The organism is Bradyrhizobium sediminis, from assembly GCF_018736105.1.
In the GTDB taxonomy this organism is placed as follows: Bacteria; Pseudomonadota; Alphaproteobacteria; order Rhizobiales; family Xanthobacteraceae; genus Bradyrhizobium.
This window is the reverse complement of sequence record NZ_CP076135.1, coordinates 1,610,424-1,634,921: the sequence shown is the minus strand read 5'-3', so window position 1 is coordinate 1,634,921 and position 24,498 is coordinate 1,610,424. Positions and strand designations below refer to the sequence as shown.

Sequence of the window (24,498 nt, the reverse complement as noted above, 5' to 3'; positions counted from 1 at the left end):
TGAATGCCGTTAGAGAATTTTTACCACGATTCGCCCGCGAACCTCGCCAGCGAGAATCTTGGCACCAGCGCCGATGACCTCGTCCAGGCCAATTTCATGAGTTATTTCAGTAAGTTTTCCAGGCGCCAGATCGCCCGCGAGCCGGTTCCAGGCGGCCTTTCTGAGCTCGATCGGGCACATCACGGAATCGATGCCGAGAAGGCACACTCCGCGTAAAATAAACGGTGCCACCGAGGACGGCAGGTCCATACCGGCGGCAAGGCCGCAGGCAGCGATGGCGCCCCGGTATTTCGTCATGGAAAGAACGTTGGCCAGCGTGGTGGAACCGACGCTGTCGACCCCGCCCGCCCAGCGCTCCTTCGCCAGCGGCTTGGCCGGTCCCGACAGTTCGGCGCGGTCGATCACCTCGGCCGCGCCCAGCCCTTTCAGATAATCGGCCTCCGTCATGCGGCCGGTCGAAGCGATGACGTGATAGCCGAGTTTCGAGAGCACGGCCGTGGCGACCGATCCGACGCCGCCGGCGGCGCCGGTGACCACGACCGGACCGTCCTTCGGGGTGAGGCCGTACTTCTCGAGAGCCAGCACCGACAGCATCGCGGTCAAACCGGCGGTGCCTATCGCCATCGCGTCACGTGCCGACATGGTCCCGGGCAGCCCCACCAGCCAATCGCCCTTGACGCGGGCCTTTTCGGCATAGGCGCCGAGATGGGTCTCGCCCATGCCCCAGCCGGTGCAGATCACCTTGTCGCCGGCCTTCCAGGAGGGATGCGACGATTGCTCGACTGTGCCCGCAAAGTCGATGCCGGCGATCATCGGGAAACGCCGCACTACCGGCGCCTTGCCGGTGACGGCCAGGCCGTCCTTGTAGTTGAGCGCGGAATATTCGACCCGCACCGTGACGTCGCCCTCCATCAATTCGGCTTCGTCGAATTGCGTGAGCGCGGCGGTGGTGCCCTTTTCCGCCTTGTCGATCCTGATCGCCCTGAACGTTCCCAACGTAAACTCCCGATTTTTTCAGCCCGAGATGTTTACCGGATCAGGCCGGTTGCGCAACCGGGCGCGCCACCGGCGCCTCGACGATCGGCAGGTTGATCAGCGCCGACAGCACGCCGAACAGCACCGAAAGCCACCAGATCGGGGTGTAGGACCCGAACTGCTCGAACACGATGCCGCCGAGCCAGACGCCAAGGAAGCCGCCGACCTGATGGCTGACGAAGGCAAAGCCGTACAGCGTCGCAAACCAGCGGGTGCCGAACATCAGGGCCACCAGCGCCGACGTCGGCGGCACCGTCGAGAGCCAGGTCAGGCCGCTGATCGCGCCGAATGCGATTGCGGAGAATGTGGTGATCGGGAATGAGATGAACGCGATAATCGACAGCGCACGCGTGAAATAGATCGCCGACAGGATATGGCGCTTCGGAAAGACATTCTGCAGCCAGCCGACACTCAGCGAACCGATGATATTGAACAGGCCGATGGCGGCGATCACCCAGCCGCCGGTTTGCGCCGATACGCCGCGATCCGACAGAAAGGCCGGCAGATGCACGGTGATGAAGGCGAGCTGAAAGCCGCAGGTAAAGAAGCCCAGCACCAGCAGCACATAGGAGCGATGGCCGAACGCTTCCGCCAGCGCCGTCTTGAACGACTGCTGGTCCGCCGCAGGCACATCGGCCGCTGCCGTGGGCGGCGTCGCCAGCGCGAGCGAAAGCGGGATGATCAGCAGCATCAGTCCCGCGAAGACGGTCAGCGCCGCCTGCCAGCCGAAATTGTCGATCAGCGCCACGCCGAACGGCGCGAACAGAAACTGCCCGAACGATCCGGCAGCGGTTCCGGCGCCCAACGCTATTCCGCGCTTCTCGGGCGGCAGGAGCTTGCTGAACGCCGAGAGCACGAGGTTGAACGAACAGCCCGAAAGCCCGAAACCGATCAGCACGCCGGCGCCGATATCGAGCGAGAGCGGCGTCGCGGCATAGCGCATCATCAACAGGCCGCCGGCGTAAAGCAGCGCGCCGACGCACATCACGCGCAGCACGCCGAACCGGTCGGCGATCGCGCCGGCGATCGGCTGGCCCAGCCCCCACAACAGATTTTGCACGGCAAGCGCGAGCCCGAAGACGTCACGGCCCCAAGAAAACTCCCGGCCCATCGGCTGGACAAAGAAGCCGAGGCTTGACCGGGGCCCGAAGCTCAACAGCGCGATCGCGCAGCCGCAGACGATGATTACCAGGGGGGTACGCCAGTTGCCGACGGCGGAAGCCGGGCGGAGTTCGCTTGCAGCGATCGACATGCAATCCCTCAACGGTTGGCGTCACAACCGGAAGGTCCGGCGAACACGTTGCAGGGAGTTAATGCATTCGCATGGAAATCCCAATCGGCAACCGGCGAAAAACACGCTCTGCATTGCAGCGTTGCAAATCATGGCGGGCAGAAGCGACGAATTGGGGTCCGAATGTCTAGCGGAGTGCCCGAAGGGATGCTATATTTGATTTGCTCGTAATGAGGATAAGTGAATATTCCATCACGGGTCGGGCTCCACTGCTCAGCTGCGGGTTGGTCCGGACCACAGGCTACGCAGCTTTTCAAAACCGCCGGCCTTCGAGGCCGGATTTCTCAGGAGCTATATATGCTCATATTGAGTATATATGGCTCGAGGGGAGGCCCACATGCCGATCGCTGGAATCTACGGTCCCGCCGATTTCGGAAACCCCGCTCACGGCCACCTCGCCGCTCCGGCGCGGAGCATCGGCCCTGCCGACCGCGCGCGTGCGCTGCCGGCGCCATCGCTGGAATGGACAAGCGAGGTCGAGCGCGCCACCGCGCACCTCTATGACCGGGTCAGGAACGTGATCTCGCCGGTCGAGTGGCCGTTCATGGCCCCCTACGTCAAGGCGATCAACGAACTGAAGGAGACGCGCGGCGCGGTGATTCTGGCGCATAATTACCAGACACCGGAGATCTTCCATTGCGTCGCCGACATCGGCGGCGATTCGCTGCAGCTTGCGATCGAAGCCACCAAGGTGAAGGCCGACATCATCGTGCAATGCGGCGTGCACTTCATGGCGGAGACCTCGAAGATCCTGAACCCGCACAAGACGGTGCTGATCCCGGATTCGCGCGCCGGCTGCTCGCTGGCCTCCAGCATCACCGGCGCCGACGTCCGACTGTTGCGCGAGCGCTTCCCCGGCGTGCCTGTGGTCGCCTATGTCAACACATCGGCCGACGTGAAGGCGGAGGTCGATATCTGCTGCACCTCGTCGAACGCGGTCGAGGTGGTGGAAAGCCTCAATGCACCGACTGTGATCTTTGTGCCGGACCAGTATCTGGCAAAGTACGTGGCGTCGAAAACCGGCGTGAAGATCATCGCCTGGAAGGGCGCCTGCGAGGTGCACGAGCGCTTTACCGGCGACGAACTGCGGGCCTATCGCGAGGCCGATCCCTCGGTGCAGATCATCGCGCATCCGGAATGCCCGCCCGACGTGCTGGCCGAGGCCGATTTCACCGGCTCGACCGCGCACATGATCAACTGGGTCCGCAGCAAGCATCCCAGGCGCGTGGTGATGATCACCGAATGCTCGATGGCCGACAACGTCCAGGCCGAGCTGCCCGACGTCGAAATGGTGCGGCCCTGCAATCTGTGCCCGCACATGAAGCGGATCACACTGCCCAGGATTCTGGACAGCCTGATCTACCTGCGCGAGGAGGTCACGGTCGATCCCCTGATCGCCGAAAAGGCGCGGCGCTCGGTCGAGCGGATGATCAATCTGAAGCATTGAGTTCAACGGGAGCCGTCGCTCCCGCTTTCGCGGGCACGACGACTGGCGAGAAACCGATATGAGCGATCGAGTTCAAGACCTCACCCGCACCACCGACGATGTCGTCATCGTTGGCGGCGGCCTCGCCGGACTGTTCTGCGCACTGAAACTGGCGCCGCGTCCGGTCACCGTGATTTCCGCGGCACCGCTCGGCCAGGGCGCCTCGACGGCGTGGGCGCAAGGCGGCATCGCCGCCGCGGTCGCGGACGGCGACAGCGCGGAAGCGCATGCCGCCGACACCGTCGCCGTCGGCGCCGGCCTGGTCGATGAGGCAATAGCGTTGGGATTGGCGCGCGAAGCCGGCGCGCGCATCCACGACCTCCTGCGTTACGGGGTTGCCTTCGACCGCGACCTCGAAGGCCGGCTCGCGGTCGGCCGCGAGGCTGCGCATTCCGCGCGGCGCATCGTGCATGTGCGCGGCGACATGGCCGGCAAGGCCATCATCTCGGCGCTGATCGAAGCGGTGCGCAACACGCCCTCGATCCGGGTGATCGAAGGCACCATCGCCGAAGCGCTCCTGACCGGAGACGGCGCAGTCACCGGACTGCAACTGCGTCCGGCCGGCGACGCCCTCGCAAGGCCCACGACGATTGCATCGCGCACGGTGGTGCTGGCGACCGGCGGCATCGGGCATCTCTATGCCGTGACCACCAACCCGGCGGAAGCTGGCGGCGTTGGCCTCGCCATCGCCGCACGCGCCGGCGCCGTGATCGCCGATCCGGAATTCGTGCAGTTTCATCCGACCGCGATCATGGCCGGCCGCGATCCCGCGCCGCTGGCGACCGAGGCGCTGCGCGGCGAAGGCGCGACGCTGATCAACGGCAATGGCGAACGTTTCATGCAGGCGCTGCATCCGCTGGCCGAACTGGCGCCGCGGGATATCGTGGCGCGCGGCGTATTCGCGGAAATCGCGGCGGGCCGCGGCGCGTTTCTCGACGCGACCAGGGCGATCGGCGCGCATTTCGCCGAAAAATTTCCCACCGTCCACGCCAGCTGCCTCGCCGCCGGAATCGATCCGGCGACGCAGCCGATACCGATCGCACCCGCCGCGCATTACCACATGGGCGGCATCGCGGTGGATGCGCATGGCCGCAGCTCGATCGCGGGCCTGTGGGCCGGCGGCGAAGTGTCATCGACCGGCGCACACGGCGCCAACCGGCTGGCGTCGAACTCGCTGCTCGAAGCGGTCGTCTATGCCGCTCGCATCGCGGAGGATATTGCCGGCAGCGCAATTCCCGCGCCTGCCCGACCGTCCGCGGCGTCGATCAGCCAGCGGAACATCACGATGCCGCCGGGGGCGGAGGCAAGCCTCAGGACGATGATGACCTCGCATGTCGGCGTGATCCGCGATGGCGATCGTCTGGCGCAAGCCATGCGGTCGTTCGCGGCGATCGAGCGCGACACTGGCAACATCGCGCTGCGCAACACGGCCACGACGGCGCTGCTGGTCGCAGCCTCGGCCTGGACGCGGCGCGAAAGCCGCGGAGCGCATTACCGCTCCGATCATCCGGCCGAGAAGCCGGCGCTGGCCCGCCGCACCATGACGACCCTTGCCGCAGCACGAGAGGTCGCAGCTTCACTCGCTGAACGTTCCGCGTTGCGGACCCCCCAGCCGATGACCGCCTGACCGAAAGCACGCGCCATGACAACTCCAGCCTCGCTCCTGCACCCGGACGCCTTCCTGTCGCCGCTCGCCATTGGCGAAGCGGTGCAGCGCGCGCTCGATGAGGATCTCGGCCGCGCCGGCGACATCACCTCGATCGCCACCATTCCGGAAACGACGCCGGCGCGCGCCGTCCTGATCGCGCGGCAGGCCGGCGTGATCGCAGGCCTGCCGCTGGCGGTGGCGACGTTCCGAAGACTGTCGCCCGATCTCCACATCCAGCCGCATTGTCGCGACGGCGCCACCGTTGCGTCAGGCAAGCATGTACTGACGATCTCTGGTCCGGCGCGCGCGGTGCTGGCGGGCGAGCGCACTGCGCTGAACTTCGTCGGCAGGTTGTCCGGCATTGCTACCCTCACCGCCGATTATGTCCGCCATACCGCCGGCACCAAACTGCGCATCTGCTGCACCCGCAAGACCACGCCGGGGCTGCGCGCGCTGGAGAAATATGCGGTGCGCTGCGGCGGCGGCTTCAACCATCGCTTCGGTCTCGACGATGCGATCCTGATCAAGGACAACCACGTCGCGGTCGCCGGCGGCGTGCGGCCGGCGCTGGAACGCGCGCGGGCCCATGTCGGACATCTGGTCAAGGTCGAGATCGAGGTCGATACGCTAGCACAATTGCGCGAGGTGCTCGACACCGGTCTCGCCGACGTGGTGCTCCTGGACAATATGGATATCGCCGCGCTGAGCGAAGCGGTAACGCTGGCAAGGGGCCGCGTCGTGCTGGAGGCGTCCGGCGGCGTCACTCGGGATTCCATTGCCAAGATCGCTGCGACCGGCGTCGACTACGCCTCGGCCGGCGCGCTGACGCATTCAGCGCCGAATTTCGACGTCGCGCTCGACATCGATGCGTGAATAATGGCTAGCGCTTGGCGCTGGCCTGTTCGGCCGAGCTTTGCGCCGCTTCCGCGAGCTCTGCGGAAATTTCCGCGGTCTGCGCGGTCGAACCCCAGCTCGGCGCTTCGCTGCCATCGCCCCATGCCCGCGGCCGGTAGAAGGTATGCACGCCGAACTTGTACAGCCTCTTCATCTCGTTGACCCATGACGGGCGAACCCAATAGGCGTGGTAGTGCGTCGACTTGGCGACCTCCGGCAGCCAGAGCTGCCCGTCGAGCATCGCCTTGGCGATCTTCCTGGCGCGGTCCCACATGTCGGGTTCGCGCACCACGTCGGCGTTGTTGTCGCAGGCGAAGGTGAACTGGCAGGCCAGATGCCGGTGCTTGTTCTGGTAGACCACGCCGCACACGGTATCCGGATATTTGCCGGAGAAGGTGCGGTTCATCACCACTTGCGCGACGGCGATCTGGCCGCGCACGGCCTCGCCGCGCGCTTCGAAGTAAATCGCTTCGGCGAGACATTTTTCCGATTTGGCGCGCGACTTCTCGTCGAACAGGCCGAGCCGCTCGGCCGGGGTCTTGGCGCGCTGGTTGTCGGAATTGACCTCACCCTTGGGAGCAACGCTCTCGCCGCTGTCGACCGTCTTCGACGGTTCGTCCGCCACCGTCGGCAGCGACGCCATCACCTTCATGTCCGGATCCGGCAGCGCGCCCGGCATCACGATCGTCGGTTCCTCGCCGGGCTGCCAGCGCTCGATGCTCTCGGGTGATCCCAGCGACGAACTGCCGAAGAACAGGCTGGAGGTCTTGAACGAGAACGTGTCGCGCATCGGCGCGGGCTCGACGCCGGCAGCGGCGCTGGATGAGCCCTTGAGGTCGTCGAGCGGCTGGGCTTCGAGCGACAGCGCAACATCGTATTGCGGGAGCGGCGGGGCGCTCAGCGCTGCCGCCAACTCCGGATCGAGCTTCGCCGGCGCCTCGGCCGGAACGGCGTCGGCGGTCTTGGCGCCCAGCACGGATGCATTCGAGGTCGACGGATCTTCGCTGGATGGCGCAGCCATTGCGGGCGCGGGGGCAACGGGCTCGGGCGTAACCGCGACGAGGCGGTCGCCCTTCAGGGTACGGTCGACCTTGGGGAAATCGGAGGCATGATAGCGCGGCGGCGCCATTGCAAGCGGATTGCGCGTCACCGAACCGGTGATGTCGATGCCCTGGTTGTTGAGACTGGCCAGCCGGTAGGTCGGCGCACGCGGCGCCGAGGTCCCGATCGGGCGACCGAAGCTGTAGGTGGCGACCTGGATATTGCTGGCGGCGGAGAAGACGCGCTTCTGCCAGCGCTCGGCGACGCCCGGCTGCCGGGCCAGCAGTGACGCGATGTCCTGATATCCGATTTCATTCGGCAACAATGCGAAGATGCAGAGGCCGATTCCGAAGGACGCGAACCGCGCGCCCTTCGGCCGGTTACGCATTACTAACATCGAGTACGCTCACGCAACGCTTACACCGATCGAACTTCAGTACATCCGTGCAATTCGATCTTTTTTGGTGGTATCTAATTTAGGTTGCGAGGGAGTTAACCGGCGTTGCAGCCGCGATACAGGCAAGGAATCGCTGTGGTTTGCGCGATGCCATCGAAAACCTTGGTAAACAGTCGCTCGAACAAAGTGGTAAATATCGCGTCAACGAAAATGGTGAAGAGAGCAGGCATGCAAAATTGCTCCCGCAGGAAAATGGCCGGGAAAATCCCGGCCATTTCCGTCTCCATGACTGGTGTTGCGTACTACGCCTGGCTGGCGGCAACCTTGCCGAGCGCGGCCTGCGCGGCGGCGAGCCGCGCGATCGGCACGCGGTAGGGCGAGCAGGAAACGTAGTTCAGCCCGATCTCGTGGCAGAACGCGACCGAAGCGGGATCGCCGCCGTGCTCGCCGCAGATTCCGACCTTGATATTCGGGCGGGTCTTGCGCCCGCGCGCCACGCCGATCTTGATCAGTTCGCCGACGCCGGAGCGATCGACCGAGATGAACGGATCGATCTCGAGGATTCCCTTGGCGATGTAGGTGCCGAGGAAGCCCGCGGCGTCGTCGCGACTGATGCCGTAGGTGGTCTGCGTCAGGTCGTTGGTGCCGAACGAGAAGAACTCCGCGGTCTGCGCGATGTCGCCGGCCATCAGGCACGCGCGTGGCAACTCAATCATCGTTCCGACCTGATAACTGAGCTTCTTGCCGGTCTCCTTCATCACCGCCTGCGCGGTGACGTCGATCCGGTTCTTGACCAGGTCGAACTCGGCCTTGGTGGCGATCAGGGGCACCATCACCTCGAGGCCGACCGCCTTGCCGGTGCGCTTTTCCGCCTCGACCGCGGCCTCGAAAATGGCGCGCGCCTGCATCTCGGCGATTTCGGGATAGGCGATCGCAAGCCGGCAGCCGCGGAAGCCGAGCATCGGATTGAATTCGGCGAGATCGCGGGCGCGATCGGCCAGCCGCCGCGGATCGGTGTTCATCGCGCGTGCGACTTCCTCGATCTCGGCCTGGGTGTGCGGCAGGAACTCATGCAGCGGCGGATCGAGCAGCCGGATCGTCACTGGCAGGCCCTTCATGATCTCGAACAGCTCGACGAAATCCGCACGCTGCATCGGCAACAGCTTCGACAGCGCGGCGCGGCGGGTCTGCTCGTCCTCGGCGAGAATCATCTCGCGCACGGTGCGGATCCGGGTTTCCTCGAAGAACATGTGCTCGGTGCGGCAAAGCCCGATGCCCTCGGCGCCGAACTTGATCGCGGTGCGCGCGTCGTCCGGCGTGTCGCCGTTGACGCGAACGCCGAGCTTGCGGACCTGGTCCGCCCAGCCCATCAGCGTGCCGAACTCGCCGGAGAGCTTCGGCTCGATCATCGGCATCCGCCCGGCCAGCACCTGGCCCAGCGATCCGTCGATGGTGATGACGTCGCCGGTCTTGAAGGTGCGCGAGCCGACGCTCATGGTGCCCCGGCCGTAATCGACGCGGATCGAGCCGCAGCCGGAGACGCAGGGCTTGCCCATGCCGCGCGCGACCACCGCGGCGTGCGAGGTCATGCCGCCACGGGTGGTGAGAATACCTTCGGCCGCGTGCATGCCGTGAATGTCTTCCGGGCTGGTCTCGACCCGCACCAGAATGACCTTGTGGCCGTCGGCCTGCAGCTTGGCGGCCTCATCGGAGGAGAACACGATCTCGCCGGCGGCAGCCCCCGGCGAGGCCGGCAGTCCGGTGGCGATGACGTCGCGCTTGGCGGTGGGATCGATGGTCGGATGCAGCAACTGGTCGAGCGAGGCCGGATCGATCCGCGTCACCGCTTCCTTCCTGGAGATCAGTCCCTCATTGGCGAGTTCGACGGCGATGCGCAGCGCCGCCTTGGCGGTGCGCTTGCCGCCACGGGTCTGCAGCATCCACAGCTTGCCCTGCTCGACCGTGAACTCCATATCCTGCATGTCGCGGTAGTGCTTTTCCAGGAGCGTGTAGATCCGCGTCAGTTCCTTGAACGCTGCCGGCATCGCGGTTTCCATCGATGCCTTGTCGGAGCCGGACTCCTTGCGCGCATATTCGGTGATGTCCTGCGGCGTGCGAATGCCCGCCACCACGTCCTCGCCCTGGGCGTTGATCAGAAACTCGCCGTACAGCTTGCTCTCGCCGGTCGAGGGGTTGCGCGTGAACGCAACGCCGGTCGCCGAGGTCTCGCCCATGTTGCCGAACACCATCGCCTGCACGTTGACCGCGGTGCCCCAGGATTCCGGAATGTCGTGCAGCCGGCGGTAGGTCACCGCGCGCGCATTCATCCAGGACGAAAACACCGCGCCGATCGCGCCCCACAACTGGTCGTGAGGATCCTGCGGGAAATCCTTGCCGGTTTCGCGCGCCACCGCGTCCTTGTAGCGGCCGACCAGATCGACCCAGTCGTCGCCGGTGAGGTCGGTGTCGAGCGCGTAGCCCTGGCTGTCCTTGAAGGTATCGAGGATGTCCTCGAAGTGGTGATGCTCGAAGCCGAGCACCACGTCGGAATACATGGTGATGAAGCGGCGGTAGCTGTCATAGGCGAAGCGGCGATCGCCCGACAGTTCGGCCAGCGCTTCGACCGTCTTGTCGTTGAGGCCGAGATTGAGCACGGTATCCATCATGCCCGGCATCGAGGCGCGGCCGCCCGATCGTACCGATACCAGCAGCGGATTCCTCGAATCGCCGAACGCCTTGCCGGTCAGCTTGCCGATATAATCGAGCGCCTTTTCGACCTGCGCCTTCAATTCCTTCGGATAGGATTTGTCGTGCGCGTAGAAATAGGTGCAGACCGAGGTCGGAATGGTGAAGCCGGGAGGCACCGGCAGGCCCAGATTGGCCATCTCGGCGAGGTTGGCGCCCTTGCCGCCGAGCAGATCGCGCAGGCCCGCTTTGCCCTCCGCCTTGCCGTCGCCAAAGGTGAACACCCATTTGCCGGCTTTCGGCGCAGATGCCGCGGGCTTGCTTGCCGCCGCCTTCCTGGCGGCTTTCGGCGCCGGCTTGACCGGGCTCTTCTTCAGCACCTTGCGGGCGCGGGCGGGCGGCGCGGCCTTGGCCCGGGCGGGCATGGAGGGCTTTGATTTTACTGCGGTTTTCTTGAGCTTCGATGCGGCTTTGGCCATGACTGCAAATAATCCGCGAGAGGAATGGGAGTTGCGGGCCTTACACCACTTTGGGCGGGCCCGCGCAAGCCGCGAGTACCCGGTTTGAACCCTACATTCGAAGCATCTTGAACAAGCCAAGCCCCGCCAAACCGATGAAGATCAGATAGATCGCGACCACCAGGTTGAGGAAGCGCGGCATGATCAAAATGAGAACGCCGGCGATCAGCGCCACGATGGGCTGAATATGGGCAGCTGTGATGGTCATTGAAATCTCTCCGGATGGCGCTGAGTGGAAAAATCGAATCGAGGCGGGGATTTTACCCTGCGGCACGGTTCCACGATAGCAGACGCCGGCTACTTCTACCGGTTCCAGCGCCCACGAAAGAATGCCGAAAATTGCAGCGGTGAACTGCCGTCTTTCTCCGGAACAATGCCGCGCGCGATGAATTGGAGGGGATTGCATGCTGTGCAAGGCCAGCGTGCATCACGTCGGAAGGAGTTGTCATGCGGAACAAAATACTTGCCGTTGCCGCCGTCGCGGGCGCCCTCGGCGGACCGGTCGCGGCGCAGGCACAGGGCGAAATCACCACGGGCGTCGTTCGCGGCGGCACCGTGATCATCAACGATGCCGACGGCATCGCCGCCGATCAGCGTCCGGCGTTCCGCGAATATGTCATTCGCGAGCGCGTGCCGACCTTCACCATTCCGGATCGCGTGGTGGTGGGCGGTATCCTGCCGGAAGCCGGCATCACCTATTACGACGTGCCGCAGACCTATGGCGCGACGCCCTATCGCTACACCGTGGTGAACGGCCGGACCGTGCTGGTCGAGCCGCGCAGCCGCCGCATCGTTCAGGTGGTCGACTAGAGTTGGGATCGCCCGAACGACTTGTCCGGACAGCCGCAGCGGCGCTTTTCCGGACATCAAGGCCCCGTCCGGTCTCCCCCGCCGGGCGGGGCTTTTGGTTTGAGCGTTCTCTTGCGCGCACGCAGAAATGCAAATTCCAGACGTTGAGTCATCGCCAAATACGGCTTCGCGATCTCGCGGCGCGTTTCGCCCGAGTCTTGCTATCAGTTTCCTCGGCCCTCGATTCAGAGGGCGCAGGGAAGACCGGGTGCGCGCTGCACCCGCGGTCCCGTGTGCAATTGTTATTGGGAAAAACGCACACGAGCATACAGGTTCAGCGGAGGCAATCCGGCCTTCCCTGCGCAATGGTTTTACGGCTTATAGCGCGCTCTCCCCGGTGACCGGGCTTTCTTGCCACCGTCGCCCGCGCTCCCTAGCGCGAACTTGACACCAGCGTCGGGGTGTCAGGACCACACGACTTCGCCGTCCGCCAGCGGCACGCCCGTCTCGCGCGCCGCCCGCGTCCACCGCAGCCCATCCCTACGTCCGTGACGTTCGCGAAACGCCCCTCCGAGTGGAACGGGATGCGATGGATATAGACCGATTTGCGATTTCGGAAAATCAGAATATTTTTGCTTGAGGGACTAGACACACTGCAATCGCAAGGCGAACTGATTTGCCCGTCGGGTAGTCACACAGCGTCAGGCAGCGTTGATGGTATCGCTTTCGCACCGCCCATCCTCCGCAGTGTCGTCCCTGCGAACGCAGGGACCCATACGCCGCGGCTTCGCATTTTGAGCAGACTGGTCGACGCCTTTTGTCACAATCGGCGACTGGGATTATGGGTCCCTGCGTTCGCAGGGACGACACCGTGGCGCATGAAAAGCAGTGCAACGTGCGCGTTCACGCGGAGATAACGGGCACTCAATCCTGTATCTTGGAAAAGTCCGCGACCGCGCGCGTGGCGGCGCGGATTTCGTTGAGCAGCTTCAGGCGGTTCTCGCGCACCTTGGCGTCGTCGTCGTTGACCTTGACCTTGTCGAAGAACGCATCGACCGCCGGACGGAGCTCAGCCATATGGCCCATGGCATTTTCGAAGTCCTCGGCCTTAAGGGCAAGAGAGGTAGCGATCTTGGTGCGCTCGATCGCGGACGCCAGCGCCTTTTCCTCGTCGAGGCTATAAAGCCCGGCGTCCGGCGTCCCGTCATAGGCCTTGCCGTCCTTCTTCTCTTCGATCCGCAGGATGTTCGCGGCACGCTTGGCACCGGCGAGCAGGTTCTTGCCGTCGTCGGTGTCAAGGAATTTGCCGAGCGCCTCGACGCGGCGGACCACCATCAACAGATCGTCATGGCCTCCGAGCGCGAACACGGCGTCCACCAGATCATGCCGCGCACCCTGCTCGCGGAGCTGGACCTTGAGACGGTCAGCGAAGAAAGCGAGGAGGTCGACACATCTTTGTTCGACCTTCGTATCGTTCCAATTCACAAGCCCCTTTGCGATACCAAAAGTACCGGCGCCCGCGTTTCGTAAAGACGTTGCAATGGACTCTAATATCGAATCGTGGTGCCGATCAAAGAGCCTTACGAGATTCGATCGAACGCCGTTCTCAACAATCAGCCTGATCACGCCCAGCGCCGCCCTGCGCAGCGCATAGGGATCCTTGCTCCCGGTCGGCTTTTCGTCGATTGCCCAGAAGCCGACCAGCGTATCGATCTTGTCCGCCAGCGCCACCGCCACGCTAACCGGATCGGTCGGCACCCGATCCGCCGGTCCCTGCGGCTTGTAATGCTCCTCGCTGGCGGCGGCGACGGAGGCATGTTCGCCCTGCGCCAGCGCGTAGTACTTGCCCATCAGGCCCTGCAACTCCGGGAATTCGCCGACCACTTCGGTCAGCAAGTCCGCCTTGGCCAGCCGCGCCGCGCGCTTCACGTTCAGGATGTAGTCCTGCTCATTGCGGAATCCCTCGGCGTTCAGGAGCTTGCCGTCGAAGAAGGTGTCGCGCTGCTTCCACAGAACAGGCGCGATCTCCGCCGCCAGCCGCTCGATGCGCGCGATGCGTTCGCCCTGGGTGCCCAGCTTCTCGTGAAACACGATGCCGTCGAACTTCGGCAGCCGGTCTTCCAGCCTGGTCTTCAGATCGGTCTCGCAGAAGAACTTCGCGTCGCTCAACCGGGCGCGGATCACGCGCTCGTTGCCGGCGACGATCGCCTTGCCGCCGTCGCTCGCCTCGATGTTGGCGGTGAGGATGAACTTGTTGGCGAGTTTTTGCGTCTTGGGATCGCGCACCACAAAACACTTCTGATTGTTGCGGATGGTGGCGCGGATCACTTCGCCCGGGATCGACAGGAATTCCGGATCGAACGATCCCATCAGCACCACAGGCCATTCGACGAGCCCCGCGACCTCGTCGAGCAGCACCTGGTCCTCGACCAGCTCAAAACCTTGCGCGAACGCCAGTTGCCTGGCGTCGGTGAGGATGGCGTCCTTGCGGCGCTGCGGATCGAGCACGACCTTGGCATCCAACAGCTTCGCCTCGTAATCCTCGAAGCGGCGCACTTCCATCGCCGCCGGCGCCATGAAGCGGTGGCCTCTTGTCGCTTGGCCGGCCTCGATACCATCGATGGCAAACTTCACCACGTCGGGCGCTTCGGTCTCGAGGCCGAAGGTGGCGATGATCGAATGCAGCGGCCGCACCCAGCTCAGCGCGCCCGATCGCGCCGAGCGCTCGCCCCAGCGCATCTGTTTCGGCCACGGAAAGGTCCGGATGATGACCGGCAATATGTCGGCCAGCACGTTCAGCGTGGCGCGGCCGGGCTTCTCGATCAGCGCGACGTAAAAGTCGCCCTTCTTCGGATCGCGCTGGATCTTGGCTTCGTCGAGCGACTTGAGCCCGGTGGCTTTCAGGAAGCCCTGCACCGCCGCGTCCGGCCCGCCGACGCGCGGGCCCTTGCGCTCTTCCTTGAGGTCGGATTGTCGCGCGGGAATGCCGTGCACCGTCAGCGCCAGCCGCCGCGGCGTCGCGAACGCTTTCGCACCCTCGTAGACCAGACCTTCGGCGACGAGCTTGTCAGTCACCATGCGGCGCAGGTCCTCGGCCGCCTTCGCCTGCATGCGCGCGGGAATTTCTTCGGAGAACAATTCGAGCAGAAGATCGGGCATTGGCTCTACTCCCCTCCCCTTGAGGGGGAGGGTAAAGTCCCCGCCCTGCCCGCTTCGGTATGTACCCAGGCTTCGCCGCAGGCCTTGGCCAGTTCGCGCACGCGCATGATGTAGCTCTGCCGCTCCGTCACCGAGATCACGCCGCGGGCGTCGAGCAGGTTGAAGACGTGGCTCGCCTTGATGCACTGGTCATAGGCCGGCAACGCCATCAGATGTTCTTTCTGATTGCCGCCCTCTTTCCAGCCGGCCGCGAGATATTTCTTGCAGGCTTCCTCCGCCATCGAGAACTGCTTGAACAGCATCTCGGAATCGGAGTGCTCGAAATTGTGCCGCGAATATTCCTGCTCGGCCTGCAGGAACACGTCGCCATAAGTGACGCGCTCGTCGCCGTCGCGGCCGTTGAAGTTGAGGTCGTAGACGCGGTCGACGCCCTGCACATACATCGCGAGCCGCTCGAGCCCGTAAGTGAGTTCGCCCGCGACCGGCGCGCATTCGACGCCGGCGACCTGCTGGAAATAAGTGAACTGCGACACTTCCATGCCGTCGCACCAGCATTCCCAGCCGAGCCCCCAGGCCCCGAGCGTCGGGCTTTCCCAGTCGTCCTCGACAAAGCGGATGTCGTGCAGGTGCGAATCGACGCCGATCGCCGCCAGCGATTTCAGATAGAGCTCCTGAATGTCCGGCGGCGACGGCTTCAGGATCACCTGGAACTGGTAATAGTGCTGCAGCCGGTTGGGATTTTCACCGTAGCGGCCGTCCTTCGGCCGCCGCGACGGCTGCACATAGGCCGCGTTCCAGCGCTTCGGCCCGAGCGCGCGCAGCGTGGTCGCGGGGTGAAATGTGCCGGCGCCGACCTCCATGTCATAGGGCTGCAGGATCACGCAGCCGTAATCCGCCCAATAGCGCTGCAGAGTCAGGATCAGTCCCTGGAACGAGCGTTCCGGGCGCATGTGGGCAGGTATGGCGTCCATCGGCAGAATCGGTCTCGCGAGGGGGGCTTGAAGCGCGCGGGACCGTATCGGCGGGGGCCAAGGGAATCAAGGCGATGGCGGACCTGATTTCCTCATGGTGAGGAGCGCATCTTGCGCGTCTCGAGCCATGAGGCCCCGATATCGCGGCCATCCTTCGAGACGCAGGCTGCGCCTGCTCCTCAGGATGAGGACCGAGGGCCTGAGGATCAGCCCGGGCGGTAGGCGCCGGTGTTGGGGTCCCGCCGCAGCGTCGGGATCTCGTTCGAGCGGGCAGCCTCGGCGACCCGTGCCAGCCGGGCCTCTTCCAGTTCCCTGTTGACCCTCTGGGCGGTCTTGTAAGCCCAGCGGACCACGGCCAGCCCACCCAGGGCGCCCGCGAATGCAATCAGCGGCGGCATCGGTCGATCCTTGTCGTTACGTCACGCCCCGATTGGTATTGTCGCGCAAGCCGGCCTTTGCGGCAATCGCCTTATCCGAGGCCAAATGGCGCGGGGTGGTCGGCCTCAGAACCCAAATTTGGCCCAAATTGCCCTGCTCTCGAGCGCGGAAATCAGTTCGTCCGGCAGGCCCGCAATCGCCTCGAGCGAGGCAGCCGTTCCCGCGCCGGGCGATTTGCGGCCGAACAGGCTCGACAGCATCCCGCCCGGGGGCGAGACCACGGGGGTCAGCACCTTGTCGCCGTAGCGGGTGCGCAAGGTCGAGCGCAGATCGCCGACGGCGTCCGCAAGGCCCAGTGAAACCGAGGTTTCGCCGGCCCAGTATTCCCCGGTGAACAGGGTGTCGTCAGCGCCCTTGAGGCGGGCGCCCCGGCTCTGCTTGACCAGCGCGATGAAGATGGCGTGGATCTCGCGCTGAAGCGCTTTCAGGCGCGCGACGTCGTCGGGGTTTTCCGGCAGGAACGGATCGAGCATCGCCTTGTGGGCGCCGGCCGTATAGAGCCGCCGCTCGACGCCGATCTTTGCGATCAGGTCCTGGAATCCGAAGGAACCGCCGACCACGCCGATCGAGCCCAGGATCGAAGACGGATCGCAGAAGATCTCGTCGCCTGCGCAGGCGATCATGTAGCCGCCGGAGGCCGCCACATCCTCGACGAACACCAGCACCGGCAGTTTCTTCTCCGCGGCAAGCTGCCGGATCCGCAGATAGATCTGGCGCGACTGCACCGGCGAACCGCCGGGCGAATTGATCACCAGCGCCACCGCCTTTGCATGCTTCATGGCGAAGGCGCGCTCCAGCGTCCGGGCGACGCCCGCCAGCGACATGCCCGGCCGCAGCGGCGTCACCGCACCGATCAGGCCCGACAACCGGACCACGGGCACGACGACGGCGCCACGCCGCAGCCGCGCCGGAACGAATTGCATCAGCCGCTCGACGAGGCCCGGCAGTCCCGCGCGATCACTTATTTGTTCACTCATGCCGTTACCTCGAATTAACCATTTTTTATCACCCCACTGGGCAATGAGGGGGGAACGCCCGAAGCGGTGGAACGCCTTTTGCTTTGCAGTCGTTATGGCTGCAATGGCGCAGCGGAGAGTGACATGAAAATCTATCTGCTGATGATGCTGATGGGTATCCTTTTGACCGCGGTTCACTTCACCTCGGCGCCGGAACGGCAGTCAGAGAAGCTCCCGCAATAGCACTTCTGCTCAAATCGTGAGCGACCGGACGCGCCTCGACCGGACACGCCTCAGAGTGTCGCAAGGGGCAAGACACCCTTCCCCGCCAGAATTTCCTGTACCCGTTTGTTGGGCACGCCTGACTCATCGTTGAGCATCAGGGCGGGATGGATTTGCGTGGGAGCCCGTCCGCCCTTGATCGAACGTATCAGGAGCCGAATCGCGGGGGTCCCGGGATCGCCGTGAACCGGCAGGATCGCCAGGCTGCCGAAGCCGCGATCGAGCGCCGCCAGCACCTCCGCGATTCCGTCGGCGCGCCAAATCAAAGTCAGCACGCCGCCGGATTTCAGGATCCGCCGCGCGGCGTGGACCCAGCCCTCCAGCGTCGAAGCCGTTGCGACATGGGCCGAGGCGCGGGCCTTGTCCGGCGAGGCGCGGTGCCGCGCGGCATCGTTGAACGGCGGATTCATCAGAACCACATCGGCGCTGTCGGGAGTGAGGCCCGCGGCGGCAAAGGCGTCGGCGGCAGCCGCCACGTCCAGCACGATCGCCTCGGCCGCGATCGCATTCGAGACGGCGTTGCTTCGCGCGAGCCCGGCCAGATCAGCATCGATCTCGACCAGAACGAGATCGATCCCGGTCACGCGCCTGGCGACCGCGAGACCGGCGGCGCCGACGCCGGCGCCGAATTCGACCACGCGATCGCCCGGACCCACCGGCGTCGCCGCGGCCAGCAGCATGGCGTCGTGGCCGGCGCGGTGGCCCGACCGCGGCTGACGCAGGCGCAATTGTCCGCCGAGAAATGCATCCTCGGTGAATTCGGCGGCGGAATCAGTCATCGGCTCGCAGCTCGTGGGCGAGCCCGGCGTCGCTGAGGATCTGCCGCGCCTCGCGGTCGTCGTCCTCATGGACCAGAATACGGCGCGGCAGGACGCCCAGCGAGCCTTCGAGGATGCTCATATTCTGATCCAGCACCAGATGGTGAATATGGGCGCCGTCGAGCAGGGCGCCGACCGCCGAAACCAGCACCATATCGTTGGTCCGAACCAGTTCCCGCAACTTTGGCTCTCCTTAGCCGATCCGGGGCGGGGGGCGCGGGCGCGTGTCAACCGCTACCTGCCCTTGCCGCATTACCCGGCACTTTCTATTGTCGGACCGTAAGGATAGTCCGAATTGGGCAAATGTGGAGACCAGCGTGGCGGTTATTGTACCCTTCGAGAGCCCATCGAACGCTTCGATAGATGAGCTGGTCGGGCTTGTCGCCGCCGACATGGAGCGGGTCAACGCGACGATCCTGTCGCGGACCGGCTCCGAGGTCACCATGATCCCCGAGGTCGCCAACCACCTGATTTCCTCAGGGGGCAAAAGGCTGCGGCCGATGCTGACGCTGGCGATGGCGGGTCTCGCCGGCTATTCCGGCGAGGGCCATATCAAGCTCGCCGCTTCGGTCGAATTCATGCATACCGCCACGCTGCTGCATGACGACGTGGTCGACGAAAGCGAACTCCGGCGCGGCAAACTGTCGGCGCGCATGCTGTGGGGCAACGAGGCCAGCGTGCTGGTCGGCGACTTCCTGCTCGGCCAGGCCTTCCGGATGATGGTCGAGGTCGGCTCGCTGCGCGCGCTCGACATTCTGTCGTCCGCCGCGGCCACCATCGCCGAGGGCGAAGTGATGCAGCTTGCGGCGGCGAAAAATACCGCGACCACGGAAGACGAGTACCTCGCCGTGATCAGGGGCAAGACCGCCGAGCTGTTCGCGGCGGCTTGCGAGGTCGGCCCTGTCATCGCCAATCGTCCGAAGGCCGAGCAGACCGCGTGCCGCTCGGTCGGCATGAACCTCGGCATCGCGTTCCAACTGGTGGACGACGTGCTGGACTACGGCGGCAAGGCCGCCAAGCTCGGCAAGAACATCGGCGACGATTTCCGCGAAGGCAAGATCACGCTGCCGGTGGTGCTGGCGTTCCGCCGCGGCAACGACTCCGAGCGCGCGTTCTGGGTCAAGGCGCTGGAGCGCGGCGAGATCGGCGACGGCGATCTCGATCACGCCATCGGGCTGATGACCAAGCACCGCGCGCTGGAGGATACCATCAACCGCGCCCAGCATTACGGCGCGATGGCGGTCGATGCGCTGGCGCTGTTTCCAGCCTCGCCGATGAAGACCGCGCTGGAGCAGGTGGTGGCGTTCTGCCTGGCGAGGTCGCACTGATCTCCTCATCCTGAGGAGCGCGCGTCTTCGCGCGCGTCTCGAAGGATGAGGCAGTTGGAGATCCGTCTGTGGCCTCATGGCTCGAGACGGCGCAAGGGCGCCTCCTCACCATGAGGGTCGGCAGGTTAGCTCAGCACGCCCGCATGCACCCACCATTGCGGGTGGTCGCGGCTGATCTTCTGCGCCGCGCGCCGGGCGTCCGCGGTGTTCTCATAGATCGCAAAGCAGGTCGCACCCGACCCCGACATCCGCGCCAGCCAGGCCCCGTTGGTGGCGTTGAGCGCCGAGAGCACTTCGCCGATCACGGGCTGAATGCGCATCGCCGGCTCTTCGAGATCGTTGGAGGCAGAGCTGAGCGCCTCAACCCAGTCTTCGACCGACGCCCCCTGCTCCGGCCAGCCCGGCGTCCGGATCACGTCGGTGGCGCCAACCAGCAGTTCGCCGTTGCGCAAGCCCAGTGCTGCAAACACGTCCTTGGTCGCGACCGGAATCCGCGGGTTGACCATCACGCAGGGCATGATCGGCAGGCTCAGCGGCATCAAGGCTTCGCCGACGCCGGTCATGACGCAGGCGCGCGAGGCAAGACACACCGGCACGTCGGCGCCGGTCAGCCGCGCGACCTCGATCAGGCGCGGATCGTCGAGCGCAAGCCCGTTGGCCTGCGCCAGCAGGCGCAGCGCCGCCGCGGCGTCGGCCGAACCGCCGCCGATGCCGGCAGCGACCGGCAGCTTCTTGTCGAGCACGAAAGCGCCGAGCTTGAGATCCGGCACGCGTTCGCTGAGCAGTTGCGCCGCCTTGAACACCAGATTGTCCGCGGCCTCGCCGCAGGCCTGCGCCAGCGGCCCGGTGGTCTCGAGATCCAGTGTGGCGCCCGGCGTCAGCGTGATGCGATCGGCGCAATCGGCGAACGCCACCACGCTTTCGAGATCGTGATAACCGTCGACGCGGCGCCCGACCACCCGCAGGGTCAGGTTGACCTTGGCACGCCCCTCTTCCATCAGCATCGGCGGCCAGTCCTTCGATCAGCCGCCCTTGCCATCATCTTTTTTCTTGTCGGCGGACGCCGCCGACGAGGTGTCCTCCGGCAGCCCGTTTTCGATCTTGGCCTCGATCTTCGGCAGTTCGTCCGGCTCGGGCTTGAGGTCGCGGGCGTGGGCCCACTGGAATTTCGCCTCCAGCGTGCGGCCGACGCGCCAATAGGCGTCGCCGAGATGGTCGTTGATGGTCGGGTCTTCGGGCTTGAGATCGATCGCGCGCTCGAGATTTTTCACCGCGTCCGCATAGTTGCCGATGCGGTAGAACGCCCAGCCCAGCGAGTCCACGATGTAGCCGTCGTCCGGGCGCTGATCGACGGCGCGCTTGATCATCTTCATGCCTTCGTCGAGATTGATGCCCTGATCGATCCACGAGTAGCCGAGATAGTTCAGCACGTGCGGCTGCTCGGGCTGCAGCTCCAGCGCCTTGCGCATGTCGGCTTCCGCCTTGCTCCACTGCTTGGAACGCTCCTCGCAAATGCCGCGGTAATAATAGGTTACCCAGGCGTTCTTTTCGTTGCCCGGCGGCATCACATCGATGCCCTGACCGTAGGTCTGGGCGCAGTCGGCGAACCGCTTGCGGCCGCGCTCGATATTGCCGAGCGCCATGATGGCTTCGATGTCCCTGGGATCTTCCGCGGTGACGCCCTTCAGGATCTTGATCGCCTCGTCGCTGCGGTCGGCGGCGTCGAGGTTGGTCGCGAGCTGAATCTGCGCGTTGCGCTTCAGCGGCGAACCGGCCGGCATCCGCTCATAGACCTTAATCGCCATCCTGGGCTTCTTCACGGTCTCGTAGAGATCGGCCAGCGACAACAGCGCCAGCGGATGATTGGGTGCGAGATAGAGCGAGAGCTGCAGATAGACCAGCGCGAGGTCTTCGCCGCCGCGCCGCGTCAAGGTGGCGCCGATGCCGTAGAGCGCCTCGGCGGCGCCGGCCTGCGGCGAATCGACCAGCGGCGACATCTTCTTGCCGGCTTTGGTTTCGCGCAGGCCTTCCTGTACCAGCGGATGCCGCGGCAGCTTCTTGTCGAACGCCGCGTAGACGGCGGTGGCCGCCGCCGGATCCTTGCCGCGCGACAGCCAGCGCCCATAGGCCTCGGCCACCCGCAGCATGGAATCGTCGAGCTTGTGGGCCCGCTCCAGACGTATCCCGGCGTCCTTTTCCTTGCCCGCGAGTTCGAGGATCATGCCGGAATGCAGGTCCTTGAAGATCGGATACCATTCCGGACCGGTCAGCTTGTCGATGTTGGCGACCGCGGCCTTGGTGTCGCCGGCGCCGTAGCTGGCCCAGCCCGACAACAGCGTCGCCACCAGATCCGTGATCGGTCCGCGAATCGACTGATTGATGTTGATCTGCGCGGTGGAATATTTCTTCTGCTTGAGATCGCGCACGCCGACCACGAGGCGGGCGACGCGATTGGATTTGTCGATCGTCAGGATGCGGTCGGCGAGCTTTACCGCCTCGTCGATGTCGCCGTCCGCGAGCGAGGAAATGAACGCGCGATCGAGCAACTCGTTGTTCTTCGGATCGGTGCGCAGCGCCGAGCGGTAGAACGCCGCCGCCGAAGAGGCGTCACGCTCGACGCTGGCGTGACGGGCGGCCAGATAGCTGCCCGATGTGGTCATCGACTTCAGGTCGCCCTTGGTCGGGAACTGCGCCGAATTGTCGGCGGTATGATCGGGTGTCTGGGCCGCAACCGAACCGGGCGCTGCCAGCGCGGCGAAGGCGAGTGCGGCAAGGGTCCGGCGATTGAAACGAATGGAAAACATCAGGGTTTGCCTAGCTCCAGGGATTTCAAGGATCGTCTCGGATGCGAACCCAGCCGGCGGCATCAAGGCAAGCGACAATGCCGCGTTTGGCGTTGAACCGCAAGGATACGGGGTGGCGAATCGAATGGCAGGAGGGCCCGATGATCGTCGCACTGACCGGCCTTCCGGCCGGCCCGGCCTGAAAACGCTTTCAGTGTGGCGGTATCGTGGCCGGCGGCTGCATGGGCGGCTACCGGCTCACGCAATCGTGGTCACATCGCCTCGTAGTTCGGACCGCCGCCGCCCTCCGGCGGAACCCAGGTGATGTTGCCGTTGGGGTCCTTCACGTCGCAGGTCTTGCAATGGACGCAATTCTGCGCGTTGATCTGGAAGCGGGGACCCGACGCTTCCTCGACCCATTCATAGACGCCCGCCGGGCAATAGCGGTTGGACGGACCGGCATAGACATCGTGCTCGGACGTCTTCTGCAGGTTCATGTCGGCGACCTTGAGGTGAACCGGCTGGTCCTCTTCGTGGTTGGTATTGGACAGGAACACTGACGAAAGCTTGTCGAACGATATCTTGCCATCCGGCTTCGGGTACGCGATCGGCGCATGCGCCTTCGCCGGGTCGAGCGTCTTGCGGTCGGGCTTGGCGTGCGACTGGGTTCCGAACAGCGAGAAGCCGAGCGTGTTGCACCACATGTCGATGCCGCCGAGGGCGACGCCGATCACGGTGCCGAACTTCGACCACAGCGGCTTGACGTTGCGGACCCGGTACAGATCCTTGCCGACCGCCGACCCGCGCCAGGCGTTTTCGTATTCGACCAGTTCGTCGTTGGCGCGGCCGGCGCCGAGTGCTGCGATGACGTGCTCGGCCGCCAGCATGCCGCTGCCCATCGCATTGTGCACGCCCTTGATGCGCGGCACGTTGACGAAACCCGCCGCGCAGCCGATCAGCGCGCCGCCGGCGAAGCAAAGCCGCGGCACCGACTGATAGCCGCCCTCGGTGATGGCGCGCGCGCCGTAGGCGAGCCGCTTGCCGCCTTCGAACAGGTTTCGGATCGCCGGGTGGGTCTTGAAGCGCTGGAATTCGTCGAACGGCGACAGATAAGGATCGTCGTAATTGAGATGCAGCACGAATCCGACCGCCACCAGATTGTCGTCGTAGTGATAGAGGAACGAGCCGCCGCCGGTCGAATTGTTGAGCGGCCAGCCGAACGAATGCTGGATCAGGCCCTTCTGGTGTTTGGTGGGGTCGATCTGCCAGACTTCCTTGAGGCCGATGCCGAATTTCGGCGGCTCGCTGCCCGCGTCCAGCGAGAATTTCGCGATCAGCTGCTTGGTCAGGCTGCCGCGGGCGCCTTCGGCGAACAGCGTGTATTTGCCGAGCAGTTCCATGCCGCGGGTAAACGAGTCCTTGTGGGTGCCGTCCTTGGCGATGCCCATGTCGCCGGTGGCGATGCCGCGCACCGCGCCCTTGTCGTCGTACAGCACCTCAGTCGCAGCGAACCCCGGATAGATCTCGACGCCGAGCGCCTCGGCCTTTCGCGCCAGCCAGCGGCAGACATTGCCGAGCGAGCCGATATAGCAATGATGATTGTTCATCAGCGGCGGCATCGCGATCGCCGGCAGCGGGATCGCCGATCCCGCGGTCATCCAGTAGAACTTGTCGGTCTTGACCTGCGTCTTCAGCGGGCAATCGGCGTCCTCGCGCCAGTCCGGAACCAGTTTGTCGAGCGACACCGGATCGATCACCGCGCCGGACAGGATATGCGCGCCGACCTCGGAGCCCTTCTCCACCACGACGATGCTGAGATCGGCGTTGAGTTGCTTCAACCGGATCGCGGCCGCCAGGCCGGACGGCCCGGCGCCGACGATCACGACGTCGAAGTCCATGGATTCGCGCGGGGGTAATTCTTCGCTGCTCATGATCTGGTCCCGGCCGGTTGAGAACGCCTCTAATTGCCCCCGTTGTTT

At 64.9% G+C, this 24,498-nt stretch carries 20 protein-coding genes; 5 read left to right on the top strand and 15 right to left on the bottom strand.

Features of this window, described 5'->3' with window-relative positions; genetic code table 11:
* Positions 1-9: 9 nt before the first annotated feature.
* A complete protein-coding gene (acuI, locus tag KMZ68_RS07875) occupies positions 10-996 on the bottom strand; it encodes an acrylyl-CoA reductase (NADPH) (RefSeq protein WP_215615237.1) in 987 nt (328 codons plus the stop codon).
* Positions 997-1,036: 40 nt separating this feature from the next.
* On the bottom strand, positions 1,037-2,287 hold the full coding sequence (locus tag KMZ68_RS07870) for an MFS transporter (protein WP_215615236.1): 1,251 nt from the start codon (positions 2,285-2,287) through the stop codon (positions 1,037-1,039).
* Between the two features lie 376 nt (positions 2,288-2,663).
* Between KMZ68_RS07870 and nadA the strand changes: the two genes are divergently transcribed.
* Genes nadA through nadC form a run of 3 tightly spaced genes read left to right on the top strand, consistent with a single transcriptional unit; the run spans position 2,664 to position 6,333 of the window.
* Positions 2,664-3,773 (top strand): quinolinate synthase NadA, encoded by a 1,110-nt coding sequence (nadA, locus tag KMZ68_RS07865; RefSeq protein ID WP_215615235.1) that lies wholly within the window; start codon positions 2,664-2,666, stop codon positions 3,771-3,773.
* Positions 3,774-3,831: 58 nt separating this feature from the next.
* A complete protein-coding gene (locus KMZ68_RS07860) occupies positions 3,832-5,439 on the top strand; it encodes an L-aspartate oxidase (RefSeq protein WP_215615234.1) in 1,608 nt (535 codons plus the stop codon).
* Between the two features lie 15 nt (positions 5,440-5,454).
* A complete protein-coding gene (nadC, locus tag KMZ68_RS07855; protein WP_215615233.1) occupies positions 5,455-6,333 on the top strand; it encodes a carboxylating nicotinate-nucleotide diphosphorylase in 879 nt (292 codons plus the stop codon).
* Positions 6,334-6,340: 7 nt separating this feature from the next.
* Here the strand turns inward: nadC and KMZ68_RS07850 are convergent, their stop codons facing one another.
* The 4 genes from KMZ68_RS07850 to KMZ68_RS07835 form a co-directional block, all read right to left on the bottom strand.
* Entirely contained in the window at positions 6,341-7,792 is a 1,452-nt protein-coding gene (locus KMZ68_RS07850) for a cell wall hydrolase (protein WP_215615232.1), read from the bottom strand.
* Positions 7,793-7,887: 95 nt separating this feature from the next.
* On the bottom strand, positions 7,888-8,067 hold the full coding sequence (locus KMZ68_RS07845) for a hypothetical protein (RefSeq protein WP_215615231.1): 180 nt from the start codon (positions 8,065-8,067) through the stop codon (positions 7,888-7,890).
* Positions 8,068-8,094: 27 nt separating this feature from the next.
* Entirely contained in the window at positions 8,095-10,956 is a 2,862-nt protein-coding gene (gene ppdK / locus KMZ68_RS07840; RefSeq protein WP_215615230.1) for a pyruvate, phosphate dikinase, read from the bottom strand.
* 91 nt (positions 10,957-11,047) lie between these two features.
* The gene (locus KMZ68_RS07835) at positions 11,048-11,203 is read right to left on the bottom strand and encodes a DUF3096 domain-containing protein (protein ID WP_215616248.1); all 156 of its coding nucleotides are present in this window, start codon (positions 11,201-11,203) and stop codon (positions 11,048-11,050) included.
* A gap of 239 nt (positions 11,204-11,442) precedes the next feature.
* Between KMZ68_RS07835 and KMZ68_RS07830 the strand changes: the two genes are divergently transcribed.
* A complete protein-coding gene (locus KMZ68_RS07830; RefSeq protein WP_215615229.1) occupies positions 11,443-11,805 on the top strand; it encodes a DUF1236 domain-containing protein in 363 nt (120 codons plus the stop codon).
* Between the two features lie 903 nt (positions 11,806-12,708).
* On the opposite strand, the gene glyS is transcribed toward KMZ68_RS07830, so the two are convergent.
* The 6 genes from glyS to KMZ68_RS07800 form a co-directional block, all read right to left on the bottom strand.
* Positions 12,709-14,943 carry a glycine--tRNA ligase subunit beta gene (gene glyS, locus KMZ68_RS07825; protein WP_215615228.1) on the bottom strand — a complete coding sequence of 745 codons (2,235 nt, stop codon included), beginning with the start codon at positions 14,941-14,943 and terminating at the stop codon, positions 12,709-12,711.
* A gap of 5 nt (positions 14,944-14,948) precedes the next feature.
* Positions 14,949-15,914, bottom strand: coding sequence for a glycine--tRNA ligase subunit alpha (locus KMZ68_RS07820; RefSeq protein WP_215615227.1), 966 nt, complete (start codon positions 15,912-15,914; stop codon positions 14,949-14,951).
* 206 nt (positions 15,915-16,120) lie between these two features.
* A complete protein-coding gene (locus KMZ68_RS07815; RefSeq protein WP_215615226.1) occupies positions 16,121-16,312 on the bottom strand; it encodes a hypothetical protein in 192 nt (63 codons plus the stop codon).
* 105 nt (positions 16,313-16,417) lie between these two features.
* A complete protein-coding gene (locus KMZ68_RS07810) occupies positions 16,418-17,329 on the bottom strand; it encodes a S49 family peptidase (RefSeq protein ID WP_215615225.1) in 912 nt (303 codons plus the stop codon).
* A gap of 272 nt (positions 17,330-17,601) precedes the next feature.
* A complete protein-coding gene (locus KMZ68_RS07805) occupies positions 17,602-18,369 on the bottom strand; it encodes a tRNA1(Val) (adenine(37)-N6)-methyltransferase (protein ID WP_215615224.1) in 768 nt (255 codons plus the stop codon).
* The gene (locus KMZ68_RS07800) at positions 18,362-18,589 is read right to left on the bottom strand and encodes a putative signal transducing protein (protein ID WP_215615223.1); all 228 of its coding nucleotides are present in this window, start codon (positions 18,587-18,589) and stop codon (positions 18,362-18,364) included. The genes KMZ68_RS07805 and KMZ68_RS07800 overlap by 8 nt, the downstream gene beginning before the upstream one ends.
* A 136-nt stretch (positions 18,590-18,725) precedes the next feature.
* On the opposite strand from KMZ68_RS07800, the gene KMZ68_RS07795 reads away from it, so the two are divergent.
* Entirely contained in the window at positions 18,726-19,736 is a 1,011-nt protein-coding gene (locus tag KMZ68_RS07795) for a polyprenyl synthetase family protein (protein WP_215615222.1), read from the top strand.
* A 125-nt stretch (positions 19,737-19,861) separates the two neighbouring features.
* Here KMZ68_RS07795 and KMZ68_RS07790 read toward each other — a convergent pair whose 3' ends face one another.
* The 3 genes from KMZ68_RS07790 to KMZ68_RS07780 form a co-directional block, all read right to left on the bottom strand.
* Positions 19,862-20,740: a 4-(cytidine 5'-diphospho)-2-C-methyl-D-erythritol kinase gene (locus KMZ68_RS07790; protein WP_215615221.1), complete on the bottom strand. Its 879-nt coding sequence runs from the start codon at positions 20,738-20,740 to the stop codon at positions 19,862-19,864.
* An 18-nt stretch (positions 20,741-20,758) separates the two neighbouring features.
* The gene (locus KMZ68_RS07785; protein WP_215615220.1) at positions 20,759-22,540 is read right to left on the bottom strand and encodes a tetratricopeptide repeat protein; all 1,782 of its coding nucleotides are present in this window, start codon (positions 22,538-22,540) and stop codon (positions 20,759-20,761) included.
* Between the two features lie 251 nt (positions 22,541-22,791).
* Positions 22,792-24,450, bottom strand: coding sequence for an electron transfer flavoprotein-ubiquinone oxidoreductase (locus tag KMZ68_RS07780; RefSeq protein WP_215615219.1), 1,659 nt, complete (start codon positions 24,448-24,450; stop codon positions 22,792-22,794).
* Positions 24,451-24,498 lie beyond the last annotated feature (48 nt).

What these genes read in the sequence shown, in the direction of transcription:
- KMZ68_RS07870 (WP_215615236.1), bottom strand. Translation starts at nt 2,287, where the DNA reads ATGTCGATCGCTGCAAGCGAACTCCGCCCGGCTTCCGCCGTCGGCAAC.
- nadA (WP_215615235.1), top strand. Translation starts at nt 2,664, where the DNA reads ATGCCGATCGCTGGAATCTACGGTCCCGCCGATTTCGGAAACCCCGCT.
- KMZ68_RS07860 (WP_215615234.1), top strand. Translation starts at nt 3,832, where the DNA reads ATGAGCGATCGAGTTCAAGACCTCACCCGCACCACCGACGATGTCGTC.
- nadC (WP_215615233.1), top strand. Translation starts at nt 5,455, where the DNA reads ATGACAACTCCAGCCTCGCTCCTGCACCCGGACGCCTTCCTGTCGCCG.
- KMZ68_RS07850 (WP_215615232.1), bottom strand. Translation starts at nt 7,792, where the DNA reads ATGTTAGTAATGCGTAACCGGCCGAAGGGCGCGCGGTTCGCGTCCTTC.
- KMZ68_RS07845 (WP_215615231.1), bottom strand. Translation starts at nt 8,067, where the DNA reads ATGGCCGGGATTTTCCCGGCCATTTTCCTGCGGGAGCAATTTTGCATG.
- ppdK (WP_215615230.1), bottom strand. Translation starts at nt 10,956, where the DNA reads ATGGCCAAAGCCGCATCGAAGCTCAAGAAAACCGCAGTAAAATCAAAG.
- KMZ68_RS07835 (WP_215616248.1), bottom strand. Translation starts at nt 11,203, where the DNA reads ATGACCATCACAGCTGCCCATATTCAGCCCATCGTGGCGCTGATCGCC.
- KMZ68_RS07830 (WP_215615229.1), top strand. Translation starts at nt 11,443, where the DNA reads ATGCGGAACAAAATACTTGCCGTTGCCGCCGTCGCGGGCGCCCTCGGC.
- glyS (WP_215615228.1), bottom strand. Translation starts at nt 14,943, where the DNA reads ATGCCCGATCTTCTGCTCGAATTGTTCTCCGAAGAAATTCCCGCGCGC.
- KMZ68_RS07820 (WP_215615227.1), bottom strand. Translation starts at nt 15,914, where the DNA reads ATGGACGCCATACCTGCCCACATGCGCCCGGAACGCTCGTTCCAGGGA.
- KMZ68_RS07815 (WP_215615226.1), bottom strand. Translation starts at nt 16,312, where the DNA reads ATGCCGCCGCTGATTGCATTCGCGGGCGCCCTGGGTGGGCTGGCCGTG.
- KMZ68_RS07810 (WP_215615225.1), bottom strand. Translation starts at nt 17,329, where the DNA reads ATGAGTGAACAAATAAGTGATCGCGCGGGACTGCCGGGCCTCGTCGAG.
- KMZ68_RS07805 (WP_215615224.1), bottom strand. Translation starts at nt 18,369, where the DNA reads ATGACTGATTCCGCCGCCGAATTCACCGAGGATGCATTTCTCGGCGGA.
- KMZ68_RS07790 (WP_215615221.1), bottom strand. Translation starts at nt 20,740, where the DNA reads ATGCTGATGGAAGAGGGGCGTGCCAAGGTCAACCTGACCCTGCGGGTG.
- KMZ68_RS07785 (WP_215615220.1), bottom strand. Translation starts at nt 22,540, where the DNA reads ATGTTTTCCATTCGTTTCAATCGCCGGACCCTTGCCGCACTCGCCTTC.
- KMZ68_RS07780 (WP_215615219.1), bottom strand. Translation starts at nt 24,450, where the DNA reads ATGAGCAGCGAAGAATTACCCCCGCGCGAATCCATGGACTTCGACGTC.